This is a genomic window from Qipengyuania nanhaisediminis (genome assembly GCF_900115585.1).
GTDB classification, from domain to species: domain Bacteria; phylum Pseudomonadota; class Alphaproteobacteria; order Sphingomonadales; family Sphingomonadaceae; genus Qipengyuania; species Qipengyuania nanhaisediminis.
This window is the reverse complement of sequence record NZ_FOWZ01000004.1, coordinates 362,639-384,694: the sequence shown is the minus strand read 5'-3', so window position 1 is coordinate 384,694 and position 22,056 is coordinate 362,639. Positions and strand designations below refer to the sequence as shown.

Below are 22,056 nucleotides of genomic sequence, written 5' to 3'. Positions count from 1 at the left end.
GCCATCCTGCGCTGGTCACAGGAACGGCGGGTCGAGTGGCACTACATTGCGCCCGGCAAGCCGATGCAGAATGGCTTCGTGGAAAGCTTCAATGGCCGTCTGCGCGACGAATGCCTCAACGAGACGCTGTTCACCTCACTGGCTCATGCCCGGTTCGTGCTCGCTGCATGGCGGCACGATTACAACACGGTCAGGCCACACTCGAAACTGGGCGGGAAGACCCCCGCCGAGATCGCCGGCGAACGTGTCTGGGGGCATGCCCCCAGACACGTTGCCATCCCATCAAACATCAATCATGAAGGAGCGAGACTCTACCTCTGAATGGTAACAATCAGGGGAGCACGTCATGCGCTCTCAGGTCGGTTCTAATTATTCCGATCAAGCCTTCCGCTGTTCAAAAACTCGTTTTGGCGGCCCATTAATTTCGGCTTAGGAACCTTATCTAGGCGCACGATTGAGTTCCTCTGCATCCGAAGCAGTGCGAGCCTGTGTAATTCCGGGGATGCTAGGGCCGGGCTTTGCACTTCTTCGATTCCAAATCTCTCCTAGAAATTTCACAACGCTGGGAAGCCCTAATGCCAAGAAAGGGGCGAACATAATGCCCCAATAGTCATTGTCTGGGCGTCCGAGGAACAGAAGCGCAATGCAAAACAGCGCCACGTAAACTGCTGCTACCTTCAATTCGACACGTCGCACTGCGATGAGCGATAGGAGAAAAGTCATTACCACGGCAACGAGGGGAAAGCCCGACAATTGGCTCGTCAGGATATTCCATTTGGCCGCTGCAAGAACCATCGGCAGCCCTCCGGATACAACCCATCCCGGCGAAACAGGATCCGCCGACGTAACGACCGTCGAAACAGCTACTGAATGAGCAAACCACATACCAGCGCTCAAAAGTCCGACTGCGATAAGCCACAAAGCTCTTTTCCAATCGCGTGTCGTAAGCGCGACAAGTCCCATAGCGATAGCGAAGAGGATAGAAGTTTCACGTATCAAGACAGCGATGAATGCGAAAGCGATGCACAAACCGAGATTACGATAGAAGGCGAGAGACAACGCGATAAAGCAAATCGCCCAAGTTTCATGCAAATATATCGAGTTGGGTGCACCGACATTTGCCAAGCCGCTCATGAGCAAAGTGATCGTAGAAACCCGTTGCCAGGTGGGCAAATCTGAAAGTGCCCTCATCCAGGCAAGCGCGGCGGCAAGGCACAGGGCAATTAAAACGAAGAAGCGGGACAGTCGAGTCGGAAGATGTGCCAATGCGAACGCTAAAGTCGGTGGACGAAAGGCTGGCACTGGTTTCAACGGATAGCCACCGCTGCGCAGTTCGTCGGCTGCTACGTCGTAATAAGATTCTCCTTCATGCATCCTCTCAACGATATTCTGATAGAGCACACGGTCATCGCTCGCTGCGGCTGGAACCGCGAGGATGAGACAGCATATAGAAACGAGCAATCGGGTCATCTCGTCACAGTGGCCGATAACCGGTTTGGCTGGAAGGATGAATCAAACTATCTGATCCCAACTCTATGAAAATGCGGTTCCGCGCCTATGACTTTAGAACGAAGCAATGGTCTCGCGTTCGGCAAAGGAGGATCCTTAGTTCGCCTATTTACATTTGCAGATTTTCAGTCCCCTGATGAAACAAGCTGAAACTTACTGAATTTCGCCCTACCAATATGATTTTGTGATATTTAGTCTGGCGGCATGCGGGATCGGGCATGGATATACCCAGCGGTTTTTTTAACCCTCAGCAATGCTGCGCTAGCGTTGCTTCTTTTCCCAAACCCTCTCGCCCTTTTGCAGGGTCTCAAGATCGTCCCATTTTGGATGCTCGGCACTCTGGCTGGGTTTGGCGTGGTGGTGATATCCAAGACGCTTAAGATGATGAGAGCGGGGGAGGAACGTCCCTTGTTGAAGCTCAGGGAATGGGCCGATTGGCAGTTAGTTATGACTGTGATGGCAGCAATGACCTTAGCATGCCTCAATCAAACTGCGTTTCTATGGCTCAAGCCGACACTGAACATTTACGTGCCATTCACGGCGGACCCGCTGCTAGCGGATATTGATAGGGCATTATTCCTCAATCGCGATCCCTGGACGCTGCTGACGTGGCTGAACAATGATTGGTCAGGCCTCATCTATCACTTCATTTGGTATGCCTCGATAACGGGCTCGCTGATGATGCTGTTATCTCGGCCCGCAAGTGCCCGAAAAGCAGCGATGGCCTTGACCTATTTCGTTTGCTGGTCGGTGATTGGCCCGCTTATTCATTGCCTTCTACCAGCTGGCGGACCGATATTTTATCAACGCCTTGGTTATGGGGATCGCTTTGCTGGAATAGATGGAGGAATCGAAACTGAACGTGTGGCGGACTTCCTGTGGCACGGTTTCGAATCTGGCCACTTCGAAGTTGCTAGCGGAATTTCCGCTATGCCATCGCTGCATGTGACTTTGGCGGTGTGGACCGTGTTATGTGTTGCCCAGTTCAAACCGCGTTATGCGCTGTTGGTGGCGTTCTTCGCAATTTATGTATTTTTGCTCTCTATTTCGCTCGGTTGGCATTACGCGATTGACGGGATCGTTGGCGGCACATGTGCTGTATTTATCTATCACATCTTACGTACAATTTTTGAAAACCGTAGCCCACAGTCGTCAACCGCACTCATTCGATAGGACAGCTGGGCCGACTAGATGTGTCAGTCTGACCAACTTTACCCCGACGAAATCGAAGCGTGTCCGCTTTCCACCCAATAGTGGACATTCATGACCACCTGGTCGACGGGAAAGCGGCCCTTCCGCTTTGGGGAGGGCCGCCTCGGTCTCAGATCTCTGTTCGCTCAGCGAGAAGCAAAGCATCTTCGATATCGACACCAAGATACCTGACAGTGTTCTCGATCTTGGAATGACCAAGCAATATTTGGATGGCTCTCAGGTTGCCCGTCGCCTTGTAGATCATCGAAGCCTTTGTTCTACGCATCGAATGTGTCCCGTACTCTTCCCGGCGCAGTCCAATGGCTGTGACCCACTCATCAACCAGTCGAGCATACTGCCGTGTGCTTAGGTGGCCGTCGCGGTCTATCCGGCTCGGAAATGCAAAGTCGTCGACAGTGCCGCCACGACGCTCGAACCACACCATGAGGCTCGTTCGTACGTCACTGGTCAGCTCAAATTGAACCGGCCTGTGCGTTTTCTGCTGCATAACGGTCGCGCGCCTTCGGATCTCACTGCCTGCCACCAGGTCGCCGATCTTGAGCTTGACGAGGTCGCAACCGCGTAGCTTGCTGTCGATGGCGAGGTCGAACAACGCTCGGTCTCGGATCCGTTGCTCGCGATCGAGAAAGAAGCGAACCGCCCAAATCTGCTTCTGCGACAGAGGCCGTTTGGTCCCGACTTTCTTTCCGGCATTCCAAGGTGCTCGATCCTGCATCGCTGGATCATAGTGTGAGTAGCCCATGGCATTTCTCCTCGGCCAAGGATTGGCCAATTGAGGAAAAGCAATGATGCATGAATTCTAGCAAGTTTGATGACCGCTTTCAGGCGCTGGCCGACGAGCTCTCTATGTCCCAAATGGGGCGCAAAGCGGACCTTCAGCGGTTAGACATCGTCTCTTAGACGCGGCAGAACCCCGTCGCACGATTTGGGGCGGTTAGACAAATTTTACCCCAGAATTCCGCCATTGTGGCGGCCCAACTCGGGGAGCCACTTTTCTCTTACAATCCAAAAAGTAAGCGCGCGCCCACCCACGCGGTGAGCGCGGCCGTGCCCCATCGTATCCAGCGCTGGGGAAGGTATTTGAGCGCCAGCAGGCTGCCGATCTGCCCCCCGATCGCCACGGCGACGAGCAGTGGCAGGCCCACATCCAGCGCGGCAACGAACCTGCCCTCCCCGCCCTTCAGGATCTGGCCCGCCAGCCCGAAGAGCGAGTTCACGAGGATGAACAGGCTTGCAGTCGCGGCGATGGCTCGCGCGGAATTCCACTTGAGCAGGTGCAATAGCGGCGCGAGGAAGATGCCTCCGCCGATCCCCACGAGTCCTGCCAGATACCCGAGCGGCGCAGCGAACAGCCATGCCCACGCCCCGCGGTTCTGCGATTGCCCTTCCGTATCGCGCACCGGGACCAGCATCGTCGCCGCAGTCAGCAACAAAGCAGCACCCAGCATCGTCAGGAACGCTGTCTCCGATATCGGGGTCAAACCTCCGAGCAATGCGGCAGGCGCAGCAATCGCGGTGAGCACCCCGGCCTGACGCCACGGCGTCACTCCCGCCCTCGCAAAGCGAATGGTGCTGCCGGCCGCCACCCCGATGTTACACGCCAGCGCGATCATCGGGAGGATGCGGTAATCGACGCCCGACAGCGCCAGCAGCGCATTATATGTCGACCCGCCGCCGAAACCGACGCTTGCGTAGAGCAAGGCTGTGACAAAAAACGCGATGAGGAGCGGCAGCATCGCAATCACCTAGACCGCGTGCAGGTTCGCATCTAGCCTCTGAATTCGGGAGGGGATTGCATGACGGCGGACGATATCGAACTGGGCGACGGGCTTGTGCGCGCGAGAACGGGAGAAGGCGGCCTCGTCGGCGACATTACGGCCGAGGCGTTCCGCAACGATCCCTTTAATCTCTGGATGCTCGGCCGCTATCCGGCCATTCGTGCCCTATTCCGCCATCAGGCGAAGCGTATCTATGTGCCCCGGGGTTTCGTTTACCGCGCAGGCACTGACGGCGCGTGCATGTGGGCGCTGCCCGGAACGGACACGCTGTTCACCCGGCTGGACTATTACCTCTTCGCGCTGCCGACGCTGGTCTACAGCGGACCGGCGGCCATCGCGCGCGCGGTGAAGACCGGAGAGGCGATGGAGAAGAGCCACCCGACCTTCCCCCATGCCTACCTGTTCAGCATCGGGGTAAGGCCCGAAAAGCAGGGCACCGGCCTTGGCCGCAAGCTGATCCAGCCCGTGCTCGATGCGTGCGACCGGGCGCAGATGCCCGCTTATCTGGAGAACTCGAACCCGGCAAATACCGGGTTCTATGCCTCGTGCGGGTTCGAGCCCGTTGGTGAGATCAGGCCCACGCCGGACGCGCCTCCGCTGGTTCCGATGCTCCGCCAGCCCCGCCGGTCATAGCGACGGGGCGGCGGCCCGATCAGGCTTTCGCGCCGACCGAACCGTGGCAGTGCTTGTACTTGCTGCCCGAACCGCAGGGGCACGGTGCGTTGCGGCTGATTTCCATGTCCGCAAACGGGTTGTCGTGCGAGGATGCACCACCCGGGCTGGCAGCTGCGCGCGGGCTTCCGGCAAGCGAGCCGAAGAGGTCTGCGCGGCTTTCCGAACCGTCGCCATCGGCCGAGTTGTCGGCCCCGGTGAGCGGATCGATATGGCCGGTGAGGAAATCGGGCAATTCCGGCAATTCGACTTCCGGCAGCGGAGCGGGCTCTGCCAGTTCGATGCGCAGCAGTTTGGCAGTCACGTCTTCGCGCAGGTTGTCGAGCATGCGCTGGAATAGCGCAAAGGCTTCCTGCTTGTATTCGTTGATCGGCTGCTTCTGGGCGTGCGCACGCAGCCACACGACCTGGCGCAGGGCGTCGAGCGTAGAGAGGTGTTCCTTCCACTGGTGGTCGAGTTCCTGCAGCAGCAGGCTCTTCTCGATGCGGCGCCACAGGCCCGGATCGGCATTGGCGATCTTGGCGTCCATGCGGCCGTTCGCTTCGGCAAGAATGCGCTCTTCGATGATTTCCGGCTCGATCTGGTCTTCTTCGAGCCAGTCTTCGAGCGGGAAGCTCATGCCGAATGCCTCGTCGAGACGCGTCTTCAGCCCTTCGACGTTCCACTGTTCCGGATAGGAACCCGGCGGGCAGTTTTCGGCGACAATGGCATTGATTGCATCGTGACGCATATCGACGACGACATCGTCGACCGCCTCGCTGTCCATGATCTCGGCGCGCTGTTCGTAGATGACCTTGCGCTGGTCGTTCATGACGTCGTCGTACTGGACGACCTGCTTGCGGATTTCGTAGTTGCGCGCCTCGACCTTCTTCTGCGCGGTCTCGATGGCCTTCGACAGCCATTTCGAACCGATCGCCTCGCCGTCTTCGAGATTCGAATTCATCATGCGGGCGAACAGCGTGTCCGGCCCGAAGATGCGCAGGAGATCGTCTTCCAGGCAGAGGTAGAACCGGCTGAGGCCCGGGTCGCCCTGGCGCCCGGCACGGCCGCGCAGCTGGTTGTCGATGCGGCGGCTTTCGTGGCGCTCGGTACCGAGGACGAACAAACCACCCGATGCGAGAACCTTCTCGCGTTCGGCGGCGACCTCTTCCTTGATCTTGGCGATCGCAGCTTCGCGTTCCGGGCCTTCCGGCATATCGGCGAGTTCTTCCTCGACGCGGAATTCGACGTTGCCGCCGAGCTGGATGTCCGTACCGCGACCGGCCATGTTGGTGGCGATGGTGACGGCACCGGGACGACCAGCCTGCGCGACGATATGCGCTTCACGCTCGTGCTGGCGGGCGTTGAGGACTTCGTGGGCGACGCCTTCCTTCTCGAGGAACTGGCTGAGCAGTTCGGATTTCTCGATCGAGACCGTGCCCACGAGGACCGGCTGGCCGATCTCGTTTTTCTCGCGAATTGCCTTTGCAATCGCGGCGAACTTGTCGAGCGTGTTCTTGTAGAACTCGTCATCCTCGTCGATGCGCTGGACGGGAACATTGGTCGGGATCTCGACCACGTTCATCTTGTAGATGTCCCAGAATTCCGCCGCTTCGGTGGCGGCCGTACCGGTCATGCCCGACAGCTTGGGATACATGCGGAAATAGTTCTGGAAGGTGATCGAGGCGAGCGTCTGGTTCTCCGGCTCGATCTTGACGCCTTCCTTGGCTTCCACCGCCTGGTGAAGGCCGTTCGACCAGCGGCGTCCGTCCATCATGCGACCGGTGAATTCATCGATGATGACGACTTTCTCGTCCTTCACGATGTAATCCGTGTCCTTCTTGAACATGATGTTCGCTTTGAGCGCCTGGTCGAGGTGATGGACGACCTGCGTATTCTCGACGTCGTAGAGGTTGTCGGTTTCGAGGAGGCCGGCTTCCTTCAGCTTCTCCTCGATCGCGTCGGTGCCTTCTTCGGTCCAGGTGATGTTCTTCGTTTTCTCGTCCGCGTCGTACCATTCAGGATCGAGATCCTTCACGATCGCGTCGATCGAAACGTAAAGATCGGACTTGTCCTCGGTCGGACCCGAAATGATCAGCGGCGTACGCGCTTCGTCGATCAGGATGGAATCGACCTCGTCGATCACGGCGAAATTGAAGGGGCGCTGCACCATCTGGCCGCGCTCGTGCTTCATGTTGTCGCGCAGGTAATCGAACCCGAATTCGTTGTTCGTACCGTAAGTGATGTCCGCGCCATAGGCGTCGCGGCGTTCCATCTCGTTGAGGTTCGGCACGATCACGCCGATGGTCAGGCCGAGGAACTGGTGCAGGCGGCCCATCCATTCCGCGTCACGGCGGGCGAGGTAATCGTTGACCGTGACGACGTGGACGCCCTTGCCCTCGATCGCGTTGAGATAGGTGGCAAGCGTGGCGACCAGCGTTTTACCTTCACCGGTGCGCATTTCCGCGATCTCACCGCGGTGGAGCACGATGCCGCCGACCATCTGCACGTCGAAGTGACGCATGCCGAGGACGCGAACCGAGGCCTCGCGCACGGTTGCGAAGGCTTCGGGCAGGATGTCGTCCAGCGTCTTGCCGTCTTCCAGCTGGGCGCGGAATTTGTCCGTCTGGGCGCGCAATTCGTCATCCGAAAGCTCCTGAAGCTGAGGCTCCAGAGCATTGATTTCATTGACGATCTTTCCGATCGACTTGACGTAGCGTTCGTTGGACGAACCGAAGAGGGATTTGGCGAGAAGTTTGAACATGGTGGGGCGCAGGCCTCGAATGAGCGAGCTGAATTGCTGGCGGATTAAGAGAAAATGCCCGTGCACCAGAAAGGGTGCCGGGCATGAAACCGGATCTAATTGTCAGGGGCTATTCGAAAGCGCGGTCAGCGCCGAACATCACCGTGGGGATATAGATCGTGACCGGTTGCTGTTCCTTGCAGGGAGCCAGCTTGTCGGTCCGGGATTTCTGTTTGCGCTGCTTTTCCGAGCAGGGGGACTGTGCGTCCTTCGCATCGTCCTGGTCGGCGCGCTGTTCGACGCCGATCCGTGTCGTGCCATCAAACGCCGCCTGCACAGGTGCACCCATGGCTGCAAGGCCAGTGAGGAGTGCTAGAAAGGCGAGAAGACGTCTGGTCATCGTTCGACCTAGATAATGCCTCATCTGCATGGCGTCCACCCCGACTCCCAGTTTTCCCTAAATCAATGCTTGCCAGTATTTAATGAATACAAGTTGAATTGAGATCAATCCTCGTCGCTCAGCGGCAACCGCTCTACGATATGAGTTAGCCGATAACGCCTCTGTTCAAGCGTTCCGTCTTCGGAGCGGGGAGGCTCGAAAGTAGGCGCAACGTCGCAAGGATTTTTCTCCGCGTCATCGGGCAGGCCTTCGACCCGGCATTCTTTCACCGACCCATCGCGATCGACGAGATATTCGAGGACGAAGTGCCGTTCGCTGGGCAAGCTCTTCGCGCCGGGAAGGACAAAGCGGACCGCTTGTTCGTAACGCGATGCGATCGGAATACCCTTCTCGTCACGCGCGGGTTTGAAACGGCCGCGCTGCATCAATTTCGCACAAGCGATGCGGTCGAGGTCGGGAATATCGCTGCTGACGGTGACGCGGCAGGCACTGACACGCCCGGACTTTTCGATGACCAGTTCGGTGACGACCCTGCCCTGCGATCCGGTGCGTTCCGCCCAGTTGGGATAATCGGCAGTCGTTACCCAGTTGGCGGGATTTTCCGTCGGCTGCGCCTTTTCCGCAGGCTCTATCGGCAGCATCCGGACCGGCGGAACTATATCGCTTTCTTGCGCCGCCACTGGCGCGGATACTGTTACAGCCAGAAGCGTGATGAATTTATACATTGCGACCCCTTCCGTATCTGCAAATCGATAAGAAATTACCGCCGCAAATACATCGGGCGAGGTATCGCGCGATACGGCTTGACGCAACCCGTCATGCGAATAAGCCACAGGCTATGGATTTACCCCCTTCTCCGCTCGCCCGGCCCTTTCCCGATATGCCGCCCATCGCGGGCGCAGAGCTGCGTGTGGCCCGCGCCCGCTACAAGGAATGGGACCGCGCCGACCTCACCTTTGCCAAGCTGGCCGAGGGCACGAGCGTGGCAGGCGTTTTCACCAGCAGCGCCTGCGCGTCGAGCGAAGTCGAACTGGGGCGCGAGCAGGTGAAGCTCGGCGAGGCACGCGCGCTGGTGGTCAACGCTGGCAATTCCAACGCTTTTACCGGCATCCGCGGACGCGAGGCGGTCGAACAGATCATGGCGCAGGTCGCCGAGGCGCTCGACTGTAAGCCGAGCGAGGTCCTGGTCTCTTCCACCGGCGTCATCGGCGTGCCCCTGCCCAAGGACAAGGCGCGCGCAGGCATCGCTGCCGTCCTCGATGCCCCCACCTGCGGGTGGGAAGAGGCGGCGCAGGCGATCGGCACGACAGACACTTTCACCAAGGGTGCCCAAGCAGCAGCCATGGTCGGCGAAACGCGCGTGGAGATGTGCGGTATCATCAAGGGAAGCGGCATGATCGCCCCGGATATGGCAACCATGCTCGGCTATGTTTTTACCGATGCAGCCGTGGCGCCGGCCTTCCTCCAGGAGCTGCTATCGAAGGCCAACGCGGAAACCTTCTCCTGCATTACGGTCGATGGCGACACCTCGACCAGCGACACGGTGCTGGCTTTCGCGACCGGCAAGGCTGGCAATGGCGAACTATCGTCCTGGGAAGATGTCGGGGCGGATGCATTTTACGCGGCCCTGCTGGAGGTGTGTCGGGAGCTAGCGCAACTCGTCGTGCGCGACGGCGAAGGCGCACAGAAGTTCATTGAAATCGCGGTTACGGGCGCAAAGAACGACGAAAGTGCCCGGCGGGTGGCGCTATCCATTGCCAACTCACCCCTGGTAAAGACCGCGATTGCAGGCGGAGATGCCAATTGGGGCCGCGTGGTAATGGCGGTCGGGAAAGCGGGAGAGCCTGCCGACAGGGACCGGTTGTCGATCGGTTTCGGCGGCGTTTGGGCGGCCAAGGACGGACAGCCGCTGGCAGATTACGACGAGGCGCCCGTCGCGCGGCATCTGCAAGGCGATGAGATACGGATCGACGTCGACCTTGGCATTGGCGATGGCAAGGCCACCGTGTGGACGTGCGATCTCACGCATGGCTACATCTCGATCAATGCGGATTATCGTTCTTGAACGCCCTGGATCGGCGGATACGCGCGCTGATGGAAAGCGTCACGCAGGCAGCCATCCTGCCGCGCTTCCGCAACCTTGCCTCCGGCGATGTGGAGGACAAGGGCGGCAACGATCCCGTGACCATTGCCGACCGTGACGCTGAAAAGCTGCTGCGCGAAGGGCTGTCCGCAATCGATCCGGACATTGCCTTCGTCGGCGAAGAAGCCGCACACGAGGATCCGGCAACGCTCGACCATTTGGGCGATGACTGCTGGATCGTCGATCCCGTCGACGGGACACGCAATTTCGCTGCCGGTCACGCTCCCTTCGGCGTGCTCATCGCGCGGGCAAGCGGCGGCCTCACACAATCGGGCTGGATATACGACTGCCTTAGCGGCCGCTTCTGCTCTGCCCATCGCGGACGAGGTGCGTTCGTGGATGGCGAGAAGGTGATGGCCAAGCCATCGGGCCGGACACCGCCCGTCGCGGCGATCTCGCTTGTCTATATGGACGATGGCCAGCGCGAAGCGACCAAGCGTCACATCGCGCCGAACTACGAACTCGTCGACATTCCCTATTGCGCGGCGGAGCAATATCCGCGCCTCGCATTGGGCGAAAACGATGTATCGATCTTCGAGCGAACACTGGCATGGGACCATGCGGCGGGCACGCTTTGGCTCGAGGAAGCGGGCGGAAAAGCCGCCCGTCCCGATGGGTCGCCTTACCGGGTCGATGAACACGGCCGCACAGGCCTTATCGGAGCGGCCAGCCCCGCCTTGTGGGACGATCTGGCCCGCCTCTATGCAGAAATGTGACGGTGATCTGACCAGCCCCGACAAACGGTGACTTCAAGGACGGGTTTCAAATAGCGCACCTTCATTCTACATTCGCAAGGCAGCCATCGAAGGATTGTTCGTGACCCTAGGCAATGCTCCCAGTTCCGGCGACGAGGCCGAAGCGCACGATGCAGGCGTGGATGCGCCGGTCGAGCCGCAAGCCGCGGAGGAGCGTTACACCAACCGCGAACTGTCCTGGCTCAGCTTCAACCGGCGCGTTCTCGCGGAGAGTGAGAACGAACGCTACCCCCTCCTCGAACGCCTCCGCTTCCTTTCCATTTCGGGCAGCAACCTGGACGAATTCACCACTGTCAGGATTGCGGGTCTCGAAGGGCAGGTACAGCGCGGTATCGAAACGACGGGTATCGACGGTCTCAGTCCACGACAGCAGCTCGATGCAATCCGTGAACAGGTTCTTGCGCTGGAGGATCGCCAGCAGGAAAGCCTTGAAGTCCTGCGAGACCTGCTTGCCAGCGAAGGCATACTGATCGCTACGGTCGAGCAGCTGGATCGCAAGTCGCAATCCTGGCTCAAGGACTATTTCACGACCGACATCCTGCCCCTGATTACACCGCAGGCGATCGACCCGTCGCACCCCTTCCCCTTCGTGGCGAGCGGCGGCATGGGCGTGCTGTTCCGCCTCAAGCGCGGCAAGCGCAAGGGCGAACTGGTCGAAATGGTGCTCATCCCCTCGGGCGTGCCGCGCTTCGTGCGCGTGCCGGGAGAACTGGCGATCTACGTCGCGATCGAGCAGCTGGTGACCCAGTTCGCCGACCAGCTTTTTCCCGGTTTCAAGATCCTTGGGGACGGCGTCTTCCGGGTGCTGCGCGACAGCGATATCGAGGTAGAGGACGAGGCTGAAGACCTGGTGCGCTATTTCCGCACCGCCATCCAGCGGCGACGCCGTGGCCGTGCGGTCATGCTGGAACTCGACGACGAATGCGACGCATCCGCCGAAGCGCTCTTGCGCGAGCATTTCGATGTCGATGCCGCCATGATCGTCAAAACCGGAGGAATGCTGGGGCTGCACGACCTGTCCTCGATCTGCAACGAGCCGCGTCCCGACCTCAAGTTCACGCCCTTCTCCCCGCGCTATCCCGAACGTGTGCTGGCCCATGATGGCGATTGCTTTTCCGCGATCCGGGAAAAGGACATCGTCATCCACCACCCCTATGAAAGCTTCGAAGTGGTGGTCGATTTCCTGCACCAGGCCGCGGTCGATCCAAGCGTGGTCTCGATCAAGCAGACCCTTTACCGCGCTGGCGACCAGTCGCCGGTAATCGCCGCCCTTGTCGAGGCCGCGCAGAACGGGAAGGCCGTGACCGCAGTGGTCGAGCTGAAGGCGCGTTTCGACGAGGAGCGTAACCTGCGCTGGGCGAACGAGCTCGAACGTGCCGGCGTCCAGGTCATTTATGGCTTCACCGAATGGAAGACGCACGCCAAGGTCAGCCTCGTCGTCCGCCGCGAAGAGGACGGATACCGCACCTACTGCCACTTCGGGACCGGAAACTATCACCCGGTCAATGCGCGCATCTATACCGATCTCAGCTATTTCACCGCCGATGCCGCCCTCGGCCGCGATGCCGCCAAGATGTTCAATTTCATCACCGGCTATATCGAGCCGGACTCCCTGGAAAAGATCGCCGTTTCGCCCATCGGGATGCGCCAGAAGCTCTACGATCTGATCGACGTGGAAATTTCCAATGCCAAGGCGGGCAGGCCGTCAGGCATCTGGGTGAAGATGAATTCGATCACCAATCGCGAACTGATCGACAAGCTTTACGAGGCGAGCCAGGCCGGCGTGGAAATCCGCATGGTCGTTCGCGGCATCTGCTCGCTGCGTCCGGGCATTCCGGGCATGAGCGAGAATATCAGCGTGAAATCGATAATCGGGCGCTTCCTCGAACACGGGCGCCTGTGGGCATTCGCCAATGGCAAAGTACTGCCAAGCCGCCAGGCAAAGGTTTACCTCACCAGTGCCGACGCCATGAGCCGCAATCTCGATCGGCGGGTGGAGGTGCTCGTGCCGGTCACCAACAAGACCGTGCACGACCAGCTTCTCGGCCAAGTGATGCTCGCCAACATCCTCGATACAGAACAGAGCTGGAGCCTCGATTCCAGCGGCCAGTACCAGCGGATGCGCAAGGGCGAGGACGGGTTCAACTGCCACGAATATTTCATGTCGAATCCCTCGCTATCGGGTCGCGGATCGGCGCTGCAAAGCCACGAAGTGCCCCGACTGACCCTGAGCGGAGCGCGCAAATGACGTCTGTAAAGTCGAGGAGCGCCAAGTGGCAGCGGCGCCTAATCCATCCGCCGCGCGCGGTTATCGACATCGGCTCCAACACCGTTCGCCTGGTGCTCTACGAAGGAACCGCGCGAGCGCCCGAAACCGTCTGGAACGAGAAGGTCGCAGCGCGACTGGGGCGTGACTTGTCCGAAACGGGCCGCATACCGGACGAGGCAATGGACGAGGCCCTTGCGGCTCTCGCGCGATACGCCCTGATCATCGAAGATCGCGGAATAGACAATGTACAGACCGTCGCCACCGCTGCTGCACGCGATGCGCAGAACGGGGCGGAATTCCTTTCCCGCGTCGAGGCTCTTGGCCTGTCCCCGCGGCTGCTGTCCGGCGAAGAGGAAGCGTGCGCCTCTGCTTTTGGCGCCATCGGAGCCTTTCCCGGCGCCAATGGCATGGTCGCCGACCTTGGCGGCGGCAGCCTGGAACTGGTCTCCATCGGAGACGGCGAATGCAAGGACGCAGTGAGCCTGCCTTTCGGCACCCTGCGCCTGCCGGCCCAGCGCGCCTCGAGCGAGGATTTCGCAGGGACCGTGCACCAGGCCCTGCCAGGCGTCGTCTGGACGTCGGATCATGGCGGCCCCCTGTACATGATCGGCGGCACCTGGCGCGCACTGGCCCATTACGCCATGCGCGACAGCGACTACCCTTTGACCGACCCGCATGGATTTTGCCTTTCGGTCGAAGACGCGCACGCGCTGGCCACCGACCTCATCGATGCCGATCCCGACAAGCTGGTGCAGATTTCCGGTATTTCCGCGATGCGTGCCAGCTACCTTCCCGATGCCGCAGCCCTGCTCCGCCCGCTCCTCGACGAATTGAAGCCCGAAAAACTGGTCTTCTCCAGCTGGGGTATTCGCGAAGGGCTCCTGTTCAGCCAGCTTTCGGACATCACCCGCTCGCTCGATCCCCTGCTGGCAGGCGTCCACGCCTTTGCCGAGCCGCGCGATGCTCCCATCGTCGATGCGACCCGCATCGTTGGGTGGACCGTCGAACTTGCCGATGGCGCGGGAAAACGGAACGAGCGGATCAGGCTTGCCGCAGCGCAGCTTGCGCTCGCGCTGCAACGCGTAGAGCCGAACATGCGGGTGAACCACGCCACCGAATGGGCGCTGGACAAACGCTGGATCGATTGCGACGCGCGTGACCGGGCGATGATCTGTGCGGCCCTATTCGGCAGTCTGGGCCGTACAGAGGTGCCGGACAAATTGCGCGTCCTGGCCAGTGATGACGATTTGCGTGAGGGCGTGACCTGGGGCCTCGGCTTCCGACTGGCCCGAAGGCTTGGCGCAGGAGCGCGAACGGCCCTGGCCTCAAGCCGCCTGAGGCTGAAGAAGAAATCTCTCGTCCTCTATCTCGACAACAGCCGCGCAGCGCTGGCTACTTGGCCGCTGACAAAGGACTTCGAAATCCTGGCCGAATGGCTGGACCGCAAGCCCAAGATCAAGACGGGTGAGTTCCACTTCGAGGACGACCTCGAAGAAGAGGATGAAGAGGAATAATTCCTGATCAGTCAGCTGTCGCAGGTGCTGCGAGCGGGAAAAAAGGAATGCGGACCTCGAAGGGCGAGCCGTCTTCGCGGTGGAAGGTGTAGAACCCTTCCATCGATCCGAAGGCCGTTTCGAGCGGGCAACCGGATACATAGTCGTGGCTTGCCCCCGGAGCGAGCGAGGGCTGTTCGCCGACCACACCTTCGCCATCGACATGCGCCACCATTCCGCGGGCATCGGTGATGCGCCAGTGGCGGGTCTTGAGCTGGACGGTTTCATGCGAGCCGTTCTCGATCCGGATGTGATAGACCCAGAACCACTTGTCGGCATCTGGCTGGGACTGTTCCGGGAGGAAATTCACGGCGACCCGGACGGTGATCCCGTCGGTCGTGGCGGCGTGTTGAAATAGCTCCTTGATCACAGTCACAAGTTAGGAATTGTCGAGCGCTGGACAAGGTTCCAAGGGCGCCAAAACGGCATTTATCCGCCGTTTTTTGCTTCGCGCGCCCTCTGCCGCTCCAGAATTTATGTGGGCCGCTGCCTGCTCCTTGCCCGAAGAGCCTATGGTTAACATCGGTTTACCGAGGTTTGCGACAAACTCTTAGCAAGCCCCGCTGTATCCCGGACCGTGACGAATTCGACGACCGGGGAAACAGGGATGCGTGACCGTATCGGGACATTTCTGAAGCGCCTGAGAAAAGACGTCTCGGGCAATATCCTGCTCATGGCAGGAGCCGGAACCACGGCCCTCATCGGTGCGGCCGGGATCAGCGTCGACACTGTCCAGTGGTATCTCTGGAAGCGCCAGATGCAGCAGGCGGTCGACACGGGCGCAGTCGCAGGCGCACTCGCCATGTCGTTCGGCCGCGATCACAACGCGGCAGTGACTAGCGAAGTGGGTCGCACCGCAAACACCGCGCACACGATCGAACTGGTCTCCACCCCGCCCACCTCGGGTGCATGGTCGGGTGACAATGGCGCCATCGAAGTGGTTGCCACGACAAGCCAGGTTCTCGCCTTCTCGTCGATCTTCCTCGACACGCCGCCGACCATCCGCACCCGCGCAGTCGCAACTGCGGTGGCAACGGGCAATCCCTGCGTGCGCGCCCTTGCGACAGACGGCACCGGCATCGATGTTTTCGGTAATGCCCTGGTCAACCTGGGCTGTCCGGTTTCGTCCAACTCTCCGGGCGGTGTTTCCGTCGACCTCGGGGGTTCGAGTTACCTGGACACTAATCTTGTCCTGAGCGTCGGAGGAATTGATTATGGCGCAGGCAACATTCCGTCGGATGCCGCGCTCGTTTCTTACGGCTTGCCGGTCGAGGACCCGCTCGCAGACCGTAACCTGACCTGGCACAACGACTGTCCGCAGAACAATTTCCGCGTCCGCCCGAGCGATACGACGACGCTCAATCCATGCCGCTACAACAATGGCCTGCGCATCCAGGGTACGGCCTATTTCAATCCCGGCGTCTACGTCATCCATGGCGGAGCTTTTACCATCAACTCTGGGGCGAGGCTGCGCATGGCGCCGGGCACCACGGGCGGCGTTACCTTCGTCCTGACCGGTAACAGCGCCAACACGGTGGCCACCCTGTCGATCAACGGTAGCGCCGATATCGATCTCAAGGCGCAGACGATGGCCGAAGATCCGCTGTGGGGTGGCATCCTGTTCTACCAGGATCGCATCTCGTCCGATCTCAGCAACACGATCAACGGCGGGTCGAACATCAACCTGCACGGTGCGATCTATTTCCCCACCAGTGACCTCACCTACAACGGGAATTCGGCACAGACGGCGCAATGCCTGCTGATCGTGACGAACCGGATCAACTTCGGCGGGGCCAACAACATCGACAACAATTGCGATTCCGATCTCACCGCCATCAACTCGTCCGCATTCACCATCCGGGTAGTGGAGTAAGCCATGCTGTTCCATTTCTTCCGCAAGCTACGCGACGACATTTCGGGTGTCGGTTTCGTCGAGCTGGCCCTGACCGCTCCGCTGCTCGCACTCATGTTCCTTGGCATGACCGATCTGTCGATCATCGTCGCCTCGCGCATCGACCTGGAACAGGCCGCGCAGCGCACGACGGACCTCGCCCTCGCCAAGCGCCCGACCAGCACGGACACCAGCTATCTCGTCGCCGAGGCCATGGCCGCCAGCGGTCGGCCTGCGAGCGATGTCACCGTCACCTACATCCTGGAATGCAACGGCACGGTCATGAGCAGTTTCAACGATACCTGTGCCGCCGGCGAAGTGCCCAAGCGTTTCGTCAGCGTCTCGATCGTCGAACCGGTTGCTACCGGGTTCAACTGGCGCGGGCTCGCCGGCATGTTCACGGGCGAAGTCGCTGCCTACGAAGGCACGACGGTAACCGGCGACAGCATCGTGAGGCTCCAGTGAAGAGCCTTGCCCAGCACATCCGCCGCGACGACGCCGGCTCCTTCGGGGTGGAATTCGCCATCGCATTGCCGGTGCTGATCGCACTGATGATCGGCATCCTGAATTTCGGCCTTGTTTTCAACGCCAACGGCTCGATGCGCAATGCGATGGGTGAAGGCCTGCGCTATGCCAAGGTCGAGCGCACAGCGAGCGATGCGGACGTAATTTCCGTAACGCGCCAGTCGCTCGTCGGGGTGGCACCCAACGCCGTCCAGACGCTCACCTTCAATCGCGCAACGGTCAACAATACGGAGACCGGCACGATGACCATGACGATCGTGATCCAGCCGATCATTCCCTTCGCGCCCTTGCCCCCGATCAGGCTGACGCAGACGAAATCGATCTACCTGCCGACCTGACCGGTCAGGGCTTCCCGCCCGTCAGATAGGCTTCGATCTGCTCCAGGCGTTCCTTTCCGAACCACATTTCATCGCCGATGAAAAAGGTCGGGATGCCGAAAGCACCGCGGTCGACGGCTGACTGGGTGTTATCGACCAGCTTCTGTTTGACCTCCGGATCCTGCGCCGCGTTGAGGAAGCGTTCGGCATCGAAGCCCCCCTCCTCCAACACCCTGCCGACCACGTCGACGTCGCTGCAATCGATATTGCGTTCCCACACGGCTGGCTGGAACAGGTCGACCAACCGCTGCATCTCGTCCTGATTGCTCGACGCTACGAGTATGCGCTGGAGCAGGATCGTGTTGAACGGCAAATCCGGGTGCATCCGGAAGGCCGACAGCTCGTGCCGGTCGATAAATCGCTGGAATTCGAGCGCGGCGTAGGGGACTTTGCCCTTCACATTGGCATCGCGCATCATCGGGGGAGAATTGCCGGTCAGCTTGTGCATGCCGCCGAGAAATACCGGCGTGACTTCCAGGTTCGCACCGGTTCGGGCGACAATCTGCTTGAGCGGATACCAGGCGAGGTAACCGTTGGGAGCTCCCAGATCGAGGATCAGTTCTACCGTTTTGCTCATAGTCCGGCCGCCTTCAGTGCCTGGTCGAGATCTTCCTTGATGTCCTCGACGTCTTCCAGGCCGACATTGATCCTTAGCAGTCCTTCGGTCACGCCCATTTCGTCGCGCGCCTCCTGCGTCATCCCGGCATGGGTGGTGCTGGCGGGGTGGCACATCAGGCTGCGCGCATCGCCGATATTGTTGGAGATATCGACGAGCCGTAGCGCATCCAGGATGGCGAAAGCGGTCTTCCTGTCGCCTACATCGAAGGCGAAAATCGGGCCTGTGGCGCTCATCTGGCGCTTGGCCAATTCGTGGCGCGGATGGCTCGGGAGGCCGGGATGCAGCAGTTTGGGCGCACGCGCTTCGATCGATTTGCCGAGTTCCACGGCATTCTCGCTCTGCCGATGTGCCCTGAGGCTCAGCGTTTCCAGGCCCTTCAGCACGACCCACGCATTGAACGGCGCGCAATTGGGGCCGGTGTTCCGCTGGAACGGCAGCAGGACCTCGTCGATCCATTCCTGCGAACCGCATACGGCTCCGGCGAGCACCCTGCCCTGCCCGTCCATCAGCTTTGTCGCGCTGTAGGCCACCACGTCGGCACCGAAATCCATCGGCCTCTGGAGCGCGCTGGTGGCAAAGGCATTGTCGACAACGGTCGTAATCCCGTGCGCACGCGCGACCTCGCAGACGTGGGCAAGGTCGACCACATCGAGCGTCGGGTTTGCCGGGGTCTCGAAAAAGAAAACCTTGGTGTTCGGGCGGATGGCCGCTTCCCAAGCGTCGTCATCGGCACTGTCTACGACGGTAGTCTCGATACCGAAGCGGGGGAGGAGATGATCCAGCAGCCAGCGGCACGAACCGAAGGCGGCCCGCGCACCGACAACGTGGTCGCCGGCCGAGACCTGGCACAGCAACGCAGTCGTCATTGCGGCCATCCCGCTCGCCTGTGCGCGGCAGGCTTCGGCGCCTTCCATCAGGGCGATGCGCTCTTCCAACATGGCGACGGTCGGGTTCTGGAGCCGGGAATAGGTCATCCCTTCCGCCTCGCCCGCGAAGCGGTCCGCTACGGTTTGCGCATTATCGTAGGTATAGCCCGACGTCAGGAACAGTGCCTCGCTCGTCTCGCCATGCTCGCTGCGCCACGTGCCGCCGCGCACGGCCTGCGTGGCAGGACGCCAGTTGGAGGTGATCGAGCGGTCGGTTCCGGTGGTTTTCTTCATCGCCTGCGGGATAGCATGCGCGGCCTTTGCGGCAAGCAAAGCCTGTTGTGTCGAGTGAAACGCTCGCTTAATCGGTTACCCGATGATGCGCGCACCCGAGCAGCCTCTGGATCCTCTTGGCTGGTGCGTAGCGCTGGCCCTCGGCTTCTGGCTGCTCGTCCTTTGGAACCTCGCAATCCCGAGCGCTCCGTACTTCGACGAAGTGCATTACGTGCCCGCCGCGCGCGAGTTGCTCATGCTGGAGCAGTTCAACAACCGCGAGCATCCCTTGTTCGGCAAGGAGATGATCGCGCTGGGAATAGCCGTCCTGGGCGACAATTCGTGGGGCTGGCGCATTTTCCCCTCGATCGCCGGGATGCTTGCCCTGTTCGCCGCCATGCGCGCCGTATGGTTCGCAACGCTCAGCAGGTTTGCCACGATCACGTCGGGCGTTCTCCTTGCGACGGGATTCCACCTCTTCGTCCATGCGCGCATCGCCATGCTCGACATCTTCATGATTGCGGCGCTGGCAACGGCATTCTGGCAGCTGGCTGGAGCCATGCGCGAACCGGAGACCGGCCGATGGAGGCTGGCGCTGGCGGGCGTCGCGCTCGGTCTCGCGATGGCGAGCAAGTGGAATGCAGTACCCGTCGTCGTGGTTCCGGGCCTCGCCTTCCTCGCGCTGCGCTGGAAGGCCGGCCGCAGGCGCCTCGTCCTGTCGCGCCGCGGCATGCCGGTGCCGGGAATTACCCTTGCTGAGGCATTCCTGTGGCTCGGCCTTGTGCCACTCGCGGTCTACTGGATTACTTTCTGGCCCGGCTACCGGTTCGAAGTGAATGGCATCGAGAACGGCATCTTGGCGCATCACCGGCTCATGCTCGACCTGCAAACGCAAGTGCTCACCATGCATCCTTACGAATCCACGTGGCCGGAGTGGATGCTGAACCTGCGTGCGATCTGGTATCTCTACGAGGAAGTCGACCAGGCCCAGCGAGGGGTCATGCTGGTCGGCAATCCCTTGACAATGCTGATCGGCTTGCCAGCCATCGTGTGGTGTGCGCTTCGCGGGATCATCAAGCGGCAAGCTGCTCATGGCGCAGTCGCCCTGCTTTACGCGGTGAGCCTCGGCCTCTGGCTTTTCGCCGAGAAATCCACGCAGTTCTATTATCACTACTTCCTGCCAAGCAGCTTCCTGCTTATCGCCATCGCCCTCCTGCTCGACGATCTGTGGAAGGCAGGCTGGCGGAAGCTGGCGATCGCGGTGCCGGTGGCGAGCGTCATGCTTTTCGTTTTCTATTACTTGATCCTGGCTGCAGAGCCGCTCAAAGGGCCCGACAGTTTCGCGGTCTGGACGTGGCTGGAATCCTGGCGTTAGCCCCTAAAACCGACCCCAGACGAAGCGGCTGGACAGGGCATAATTCCAAACCGATGCGATCGCTATCCCGATAAGCGCGGCGAGCACTTCATGGACGCCGCGCTGGAACAGCATCGTGGCGATGGCCACGTTTGCCACGGCGCCGACCGAACACGCCGCCACGAAGCTTGCCCAGCCGCGAAGCAGCTCGCCAGCCTTCCTGATGCGCCGGTCACGATAGGTGAGGAAATTGTTGAGCCAGAAGTTGAAGGTCATCGCACCCAGCGTGGCGATTGCCTGGCTCCATGCGAAATTCGCGCCTGCCAATAGCAGGAACAGATAGAGGATCGCCATGTGGACCAGCACGCCGAGCGCGCCGACGGTACCGAACAGGGCGAAACGCGTCGGTATGAACTTGCCGAAGGTCTTGTCGTAGAGACCTGCTAGGAAATCAAGAGCGATCGCCCGGTCGAGCTTGCTCTCACCCGAGCGACGGGCGGCGAAATCCAGCGGGAATTCCTCGACCACGAGAGGTTCTTCGGACGTTGCCAGCAGGTCCAGAAGGATCTTGAAACCGATACCTGACAACCCAGGCACCAGCTTGAGCGCCGCCTCGGTCGGCAGGAGGAAATATCCGCTCATCGGATCGGTCAGCTTCACGCCGGTCAGTTTGCGCGCCAAGGCGTTTGCGACATTGGAAAGCTGCACCCTGTCGGGACGGCCCCAGTCTTCCGTGCTGGCACCTTTGGCAAACCGGCTTGCCACAGCGACTTGCGCCCTGCCCGATCGCACCGCTTCGAGCATCGGCGCAAGCAGCTTGGGATCATGCTGGTGATCGGCATCCATTACCGCGCAATAGGGAGCGGCGGTCGCGCAGAAGCCTTCTATTGCGGCGCTTGAAAGGCCCCTTCGACCAATTCGCTGGATCACGCGAACGCGGTGGTCCGCCCGCGCCAGCCTACGAGCCTCCTCGGCAGTGCCGTCCGACGAATTGTCATCGACAACTAGGACTTCCCACCCGGTCTCACCAAGGGCCCGGTCGATCCGCTCGACAAGCGGCGCGAGATTGTCGCGCTCGTTCAGCGTCGGCAGGATGATCGCCAGCTGAAGACTGCCTTGGGGTCCGGTCGGGTTCATG

The 22,056-nt window shown here is 60.5% G+C and carries 21 protein-coding genes; 11 read left to right on the top strand and 10 right to left on the bottom strand.

Going from position 1 to position 22,056, the window contains the following annotated elements; translation table 11 throughout:
• Positions 1-321: integrase core domain-containing protein (locus tag BM173_RS13285; RefSeq protein WP_143089651.1), on the top strand; the 321-nt coding region annotated here is incomplete at its 5' end.
• Between the two features lie 117 nt (positions 322-438).
• On the opposite strand, the gene BM173_RS13280 is transcribed toward BM173_RS13285, so the two are convergent.
• Positions 439-1,470, bottom strand: coding sequence for a hypothetical protein (locus BM173_RS13280; RefSeq protein ID WP_143089650.1), 1,032 nt, complete (start codon positions 1,468-1,470; stop codon positions 439-441).
• Positions 1,471-1,836: 366 nt separating this feature from the next.
• Between BM173_RS13280 and BM173_RS13275 the strand changes: the two genes are divergently transcribed.
• The gene (locus tag BM173_RS13275; RefSeq protein WP_218152652.1) at positions 1,837-2,682 is read left to right on the top strand and encodes a phosphatase PAP2 family protein; all 846 of its coding nucleotides are present in this window, start codon (positions 1,837-1,839) and stop codon (positions 2,680-2,682) included.
• Between the two features lie 148 nt (positions 2,683-2,830).
• Here the strand turns inward: BM173_RS13275 and BM173_RS13270 are convergent, their stop codons facing one another.
• A complete protein-coding gene (locus tag BM173_RS13270) occupies positions 2,831-3,463 on the bottom strand; it encodes a tyrosine-type recombinase/integrase (RefSeq protein ID WP_090482730.1) in 633 nt (210 codons plus the stop codon).
• A gap of 256 nt (positions 3,464-3,719) precedes the next feature.
• Positions 3,720-4,457, bottom strand: a complete 738-nt coding sequence (locus BM173_RS13265) for a sulfite exporter TauE/SafE family protein (RefSeq protein ID WP_090482853.1) — start codon at positions 4,455-4,457, stop codon at positions 3,720-3,722.
• Between the two features lie 60 nt (positions 4,458-4,517).
• On the opposite strand from BM173_RS13265, the gene BM173_RS13260 reads away from it, so the two are divergent.
• Positions 4,518-5,132: a GNAT family N-acetyltransferase gene (locus BM173_RS13260; protein ID WP_090482727.1), complete on the top strand. Its 615-nt coding sequence runs from the start codon at positions 4,518-4,520 to the stop codon at positions 5,130-5,132.
• Between the two features lie 19 nt (positions 5,133-5,151).
• Here BM173_RS13260 and secA read toward each other — a convergent pair whose 3' ends face one another.
• The 3 genes from secA to BM173_RS13245 form a co-directional block, all read right to left on the bottom strand.
• Positions 5,152-7,914, bottom strand: coding sequence for a preprotein translocase subunit SecA (gene secA / locus BM173_RS13255; RefSeq protein WP_090482724.1), 2,763 nt, complete (start codon positions 7,912-7,914; stop codon positions 5,152-5,154).
• 109 nt (positions 7,915-8,023) lie between these two features.
• Positions 8,024-8,293, bottom strand: coding sequence for a hypothetical protein (locus tag BM173_RS13250; RefSeq protein ID WP_143089649.1), 270 nt, complete (start codon positions 8,291-8,293; stop codon positions 8,024-8,026).
• A 104-nt stretch (positions 8,294-8,397) separates the two neighbouring features.
• Positions 8,398-9,018, bottom strand: coding sequence for an energy transducer TonB (locus tag BM173_RS13245; protein WP_090482718.1), 621 nt, complete (start codon positions 9,016-9,018; stop codon positions 8,398-8,400).
• A 113-nt stretch (positions 9,019-9,131) separates the two neighbouring features.
• On the opposite strand from BM173_RS13245, the gene argJ reads away from it, so the two are divergent.
• The 4 genes from argJ to BM173_RS13225 all read left to right on the top strand — a co-directional run bounded on the left by argJ (position 9,132) and on the right by BM173_RS13225 (position 14,974).
• Positions 9,132-10,358 carry a bifunctional glutamate N-acetyltransferase/amino-acid acetyltransferase ArgJ gene (argJ, locus tag BM173_RS13240; RefSeq protein ID WP_090482716.1) on the top strand — a complete coding sequence of 409 codons (1,227 nt, stop codon included), beginning with the start codon at positions 9,132-9,134 and terminating at the stop codon, positions 10,356-10,358.
• A complete protein-coding gene (locus tag BM173_RS13235; RefSeq protein ID WP_245755893.1) occupies positions 10,355-11,152 on the top strand; it encodes an inositol monophosphatase family protein in 798 nt (265 codons plus the stop codon). The genes argJ and BM173_RS13235 overlap by 4 nt, the downstream gene beginning before the upstream one ends.
• Before the next feature lie 100 nt (positions 11,153-11,252).
• On the top strand, positions 11,253-13,439 hold the full coding sequence (locus BM173_RS13230; RefSeq protein WP_090482845.1) for an RNA degradosome polyphosphate kinase: 2,187 nt from the start codon (positions 11,253-11,255) through the stop codon (positions 13,437-13,439).
• Positions 13,436-14,974 carry a Ppx/GppA family phosphatase gene (locus BM173_RS13225; RefSeq protein ID WP_090482713.1) on the top strand — a complete coding sequence of 513 codons (1,539 nt, stop codon included), beginning with the start codon at positions 13,436-13,438 and terminating at the stop codon, positions 14,972-14,974. The genes BM173_RS13230 and BM173_RS13225 overlap by 4 nt, the downstream gene beginning before the upstream one ends.
• A 7-nt stretch (positions 14,975-14,981) precedes the next feature.
• Here the strand turns inward: BM173_RS13225 and apaG are convergent, their stop codons facing one another.
• Complete coding sequence (apaG, locus tag BM173_RS13220) at positions 14,982-15,380, bottom strand: Co2+/Mg2+ efflux protein ApaG (RefSeq protein ID WP_090482842.1); 399 nt, start codon at positions 15,378-15,380, stop codon at positions 14,982-14,984.
• Positions 15,381-15,620: 240 nt separating this feature from the next.
• On the opposite strand from apaG, the gene BM173_RS13215 reads away from it, so the two are divergent.
• The 3 genes from BM173_RS13215 to BM173_RS13205 are packed head-to-tail and all read left to right on the top strand — an operon-like array spanning position 15,621 to position 17,767.
• A complete protein-coding gene (locus BM173_RS13215) occupies positions 15,621-16,886 on the top strand; it encodes a TadE/TadG family type IV pilus assembly protein (RefSeq protein ID WP_090482710.1) in 1,266 nt (421 codons plus the stop codon).
• A 3-nt stretch (positions 16,887-16,889) separates the two neighbouring features.
• Positions 16,890-17,369, top strand: a complete 480-nt coding sequence (locus BM173_RS13210) for a TadE/TadG family type IV pilus assembly protein (RefSeq protein WP_090482707.1) — start codon at positions 16,890-16,892, stop codon at positions 17,367-17,369.
• Positions 17,366-17,767: a TadE/TadG family type IV pilus assembly protein gene (locus tag BM173_RS13205; protein ID WP_177201912.1), complete on the top strand. Its 402-nt coding sequence runs from the start codon at positions 17,366-17,368 to the stop codon at positions 17,765-17,767. The genes BM173_RS13210 and BM173_RS13205 overlap by 4 nt, the downstream gene beginning before the upstream one ends.
• 4 nt (positions 17,768-17,771) lie before the next feature.
• On the opposite strand, the gene BM173_RS13200 is transcribed toward BM173_RS13205, so the two are convergent.
• The gene (locus tag BM173_RS13200) at positions 17,772-18,383 is read right to left on the bottom strand and encodes a 2-hydroxychromene-2-carboxylate isomerase (protein ID WP_090482701.1); all 612 of its coding nucleotides are present in this window, start codon (positions 18,381-18,383) and stop codon (positions 17,772-17,774) included.
• The gene (locus BM173_RS13195; protein ID WP_090482839.1) at positions 18,380-19,585 is read right to left on the bottom strand and encodes a trans-sulfuration enzyme family protein; all 1,206 of its coding nucleotides are present in this window, start codon (positions 19,583-19,585) and stop codon (positions 18,380-18,382) included. The genes BM173_RS13200 and BM173_RS13195 overlap by 4 nt, the downstream gene beginning before the upstream one ends.
• Before the next feature lie 82 nt (positions 19,586-19,667).
• Here BM173_RS13195 and BM173_RS13190 point away from each other — a divergent pair, with 82 nt between their 5' ends.
• Entirely contained in the window at positions 19,668-20,939 is a 1,272-nt protein-coding gene (locus BM173_RS13190; protein WP_090482698.1) for a phospholipid carrier-dependent glycosyltransferase, read from the top strand.
• 3 nt (positions 20,940-20,942) lie between these two features.
• Here the strand turns inward: BM173_RS13190 and BM173_RS13185 are convergent, their stop codons facing one another.
• Positions 20,943-22,055: a glycosyltransferase gene (locus BM173_RS13185; protein ID WP_090482695.1), complete on the bottom strand. Its 1,113-nt coding sequence runs from the start codon at positions 22,053-22,055 to the stop codon at positions 20,943-20,945.
• Position 22,056 lies beyond the last annotated feature (1 nt).

Bases quoted from the DNA above. Each gene is read 5' to 3' on its own strand.
- BM173_RS13185 (WP_090482695.1), bottom strand. From the start codon at position 22,055: ATGAACCCGACCGGACCCCAAGGCAGTCTTCAGCTGGCGATCATCCTG.
- BM173_RS13215 (WP_090482710.1), top strand. From the start codon at position 15,621: ATGCGTGACCGTATCGGGACATTTCTGAAGCGCCTGAGAAAAGACGTC.
- BM173_RS13225 (WP_090482713.1), top strand. From the start codon at position 13,436: ATGACGTCTGTAAAGTCGAGGAGCGCCAAGTGGCAGCGGCGCCTAATC.
- BM173_RS13280 (WP_143089650.1), bottom strand. From the start codon at position 1,470: ATGACCCGATTGCTCGTTTCTATATGCTGTCTCATCCTCGCGGTTCCA.
- BM173_RS13190 (WP_090482698.1), top strand. From the start codon at position 19,668: ATGATGCGCGCACCCGAGCAGCCTCTGGATCCTCTTGGCTGGTGCGTA.
- BM173_RS13195 (WP_090482839.1), bottom strand. From the start codon at position 19,585: ATGAAGAAAACCACCGGAACCGACCGCTCGATCACCTCCAACTGGCGT.
- BM173_RS13210 (WP_090482707.1), top strand. From the start codon at position 16,890: ATGCTGTTCCATTTCTTCCGCAAGCTACGCGACGACATTTCGGGTGTC.
- BM173_RS13265 (WP_090482853.1), bottom strand. From the start codon at position 4,457: ATGCTGCCGCTCCTCATCGCGTTTTTTGTCACAGCCTTGCTCTACGCA.
- BM173_RS13250 (WP_143089649.1), bottom strand. From the start codon at position 8,293: ATGACCAGACGTCTTCTCGCCTTTCTAGCACTCCTCACTGGCCTTGCA.
- secA (WP_090482724.1), bottom strand. From the start codon at position 7,914: ATGTTCAAACTTCTCGCCAAATCCCTCTTCGGTTCGTCCAACGAACGC.
- BM173_RS13270 (WP_090482730.1), bottom strand. From the start codon at position 3,463: ATGGGCTACTCACACTATGATCCAGCGATGCAGGATCGAGCACCTTGG.
- BM173_RS13200 (WP_090482701.1), bottom strand. From the start codon at position 18,383: ATGAGCAAAACGGTAGAACTGATCCTCGATCTGGGAGCTCCCAACGGT.
- BM173_RS13275 (WP_218152652.1), top strand. From the start codon at position 1,837: ATGCTCGGCACTCTGGCTGGGTTTGGCGTGGTGGTGATATCCAAGACG.
- BM173_RS13245 (WP_090482718.1), bottom strand. From the start codon at position 9,018: ATGTATAAATTCATCACGCTTCTGGCTGTAACAGTATCCGCGCCAGTG.
- argJ (WP_090482716.1), top strand. From the start codon at position 9,132: ATGGATTTACCCCCTTCTCCGCTCGCCCGGCCCTTTCCCGATATGCCG.
- BM173_RS13260 (WP_090482727.1), top strand. From the start codon at position 4,518: ATGACGGCGGACGATATCGAACTGGGCGACGGGCTTGTGCGCGCGAGA.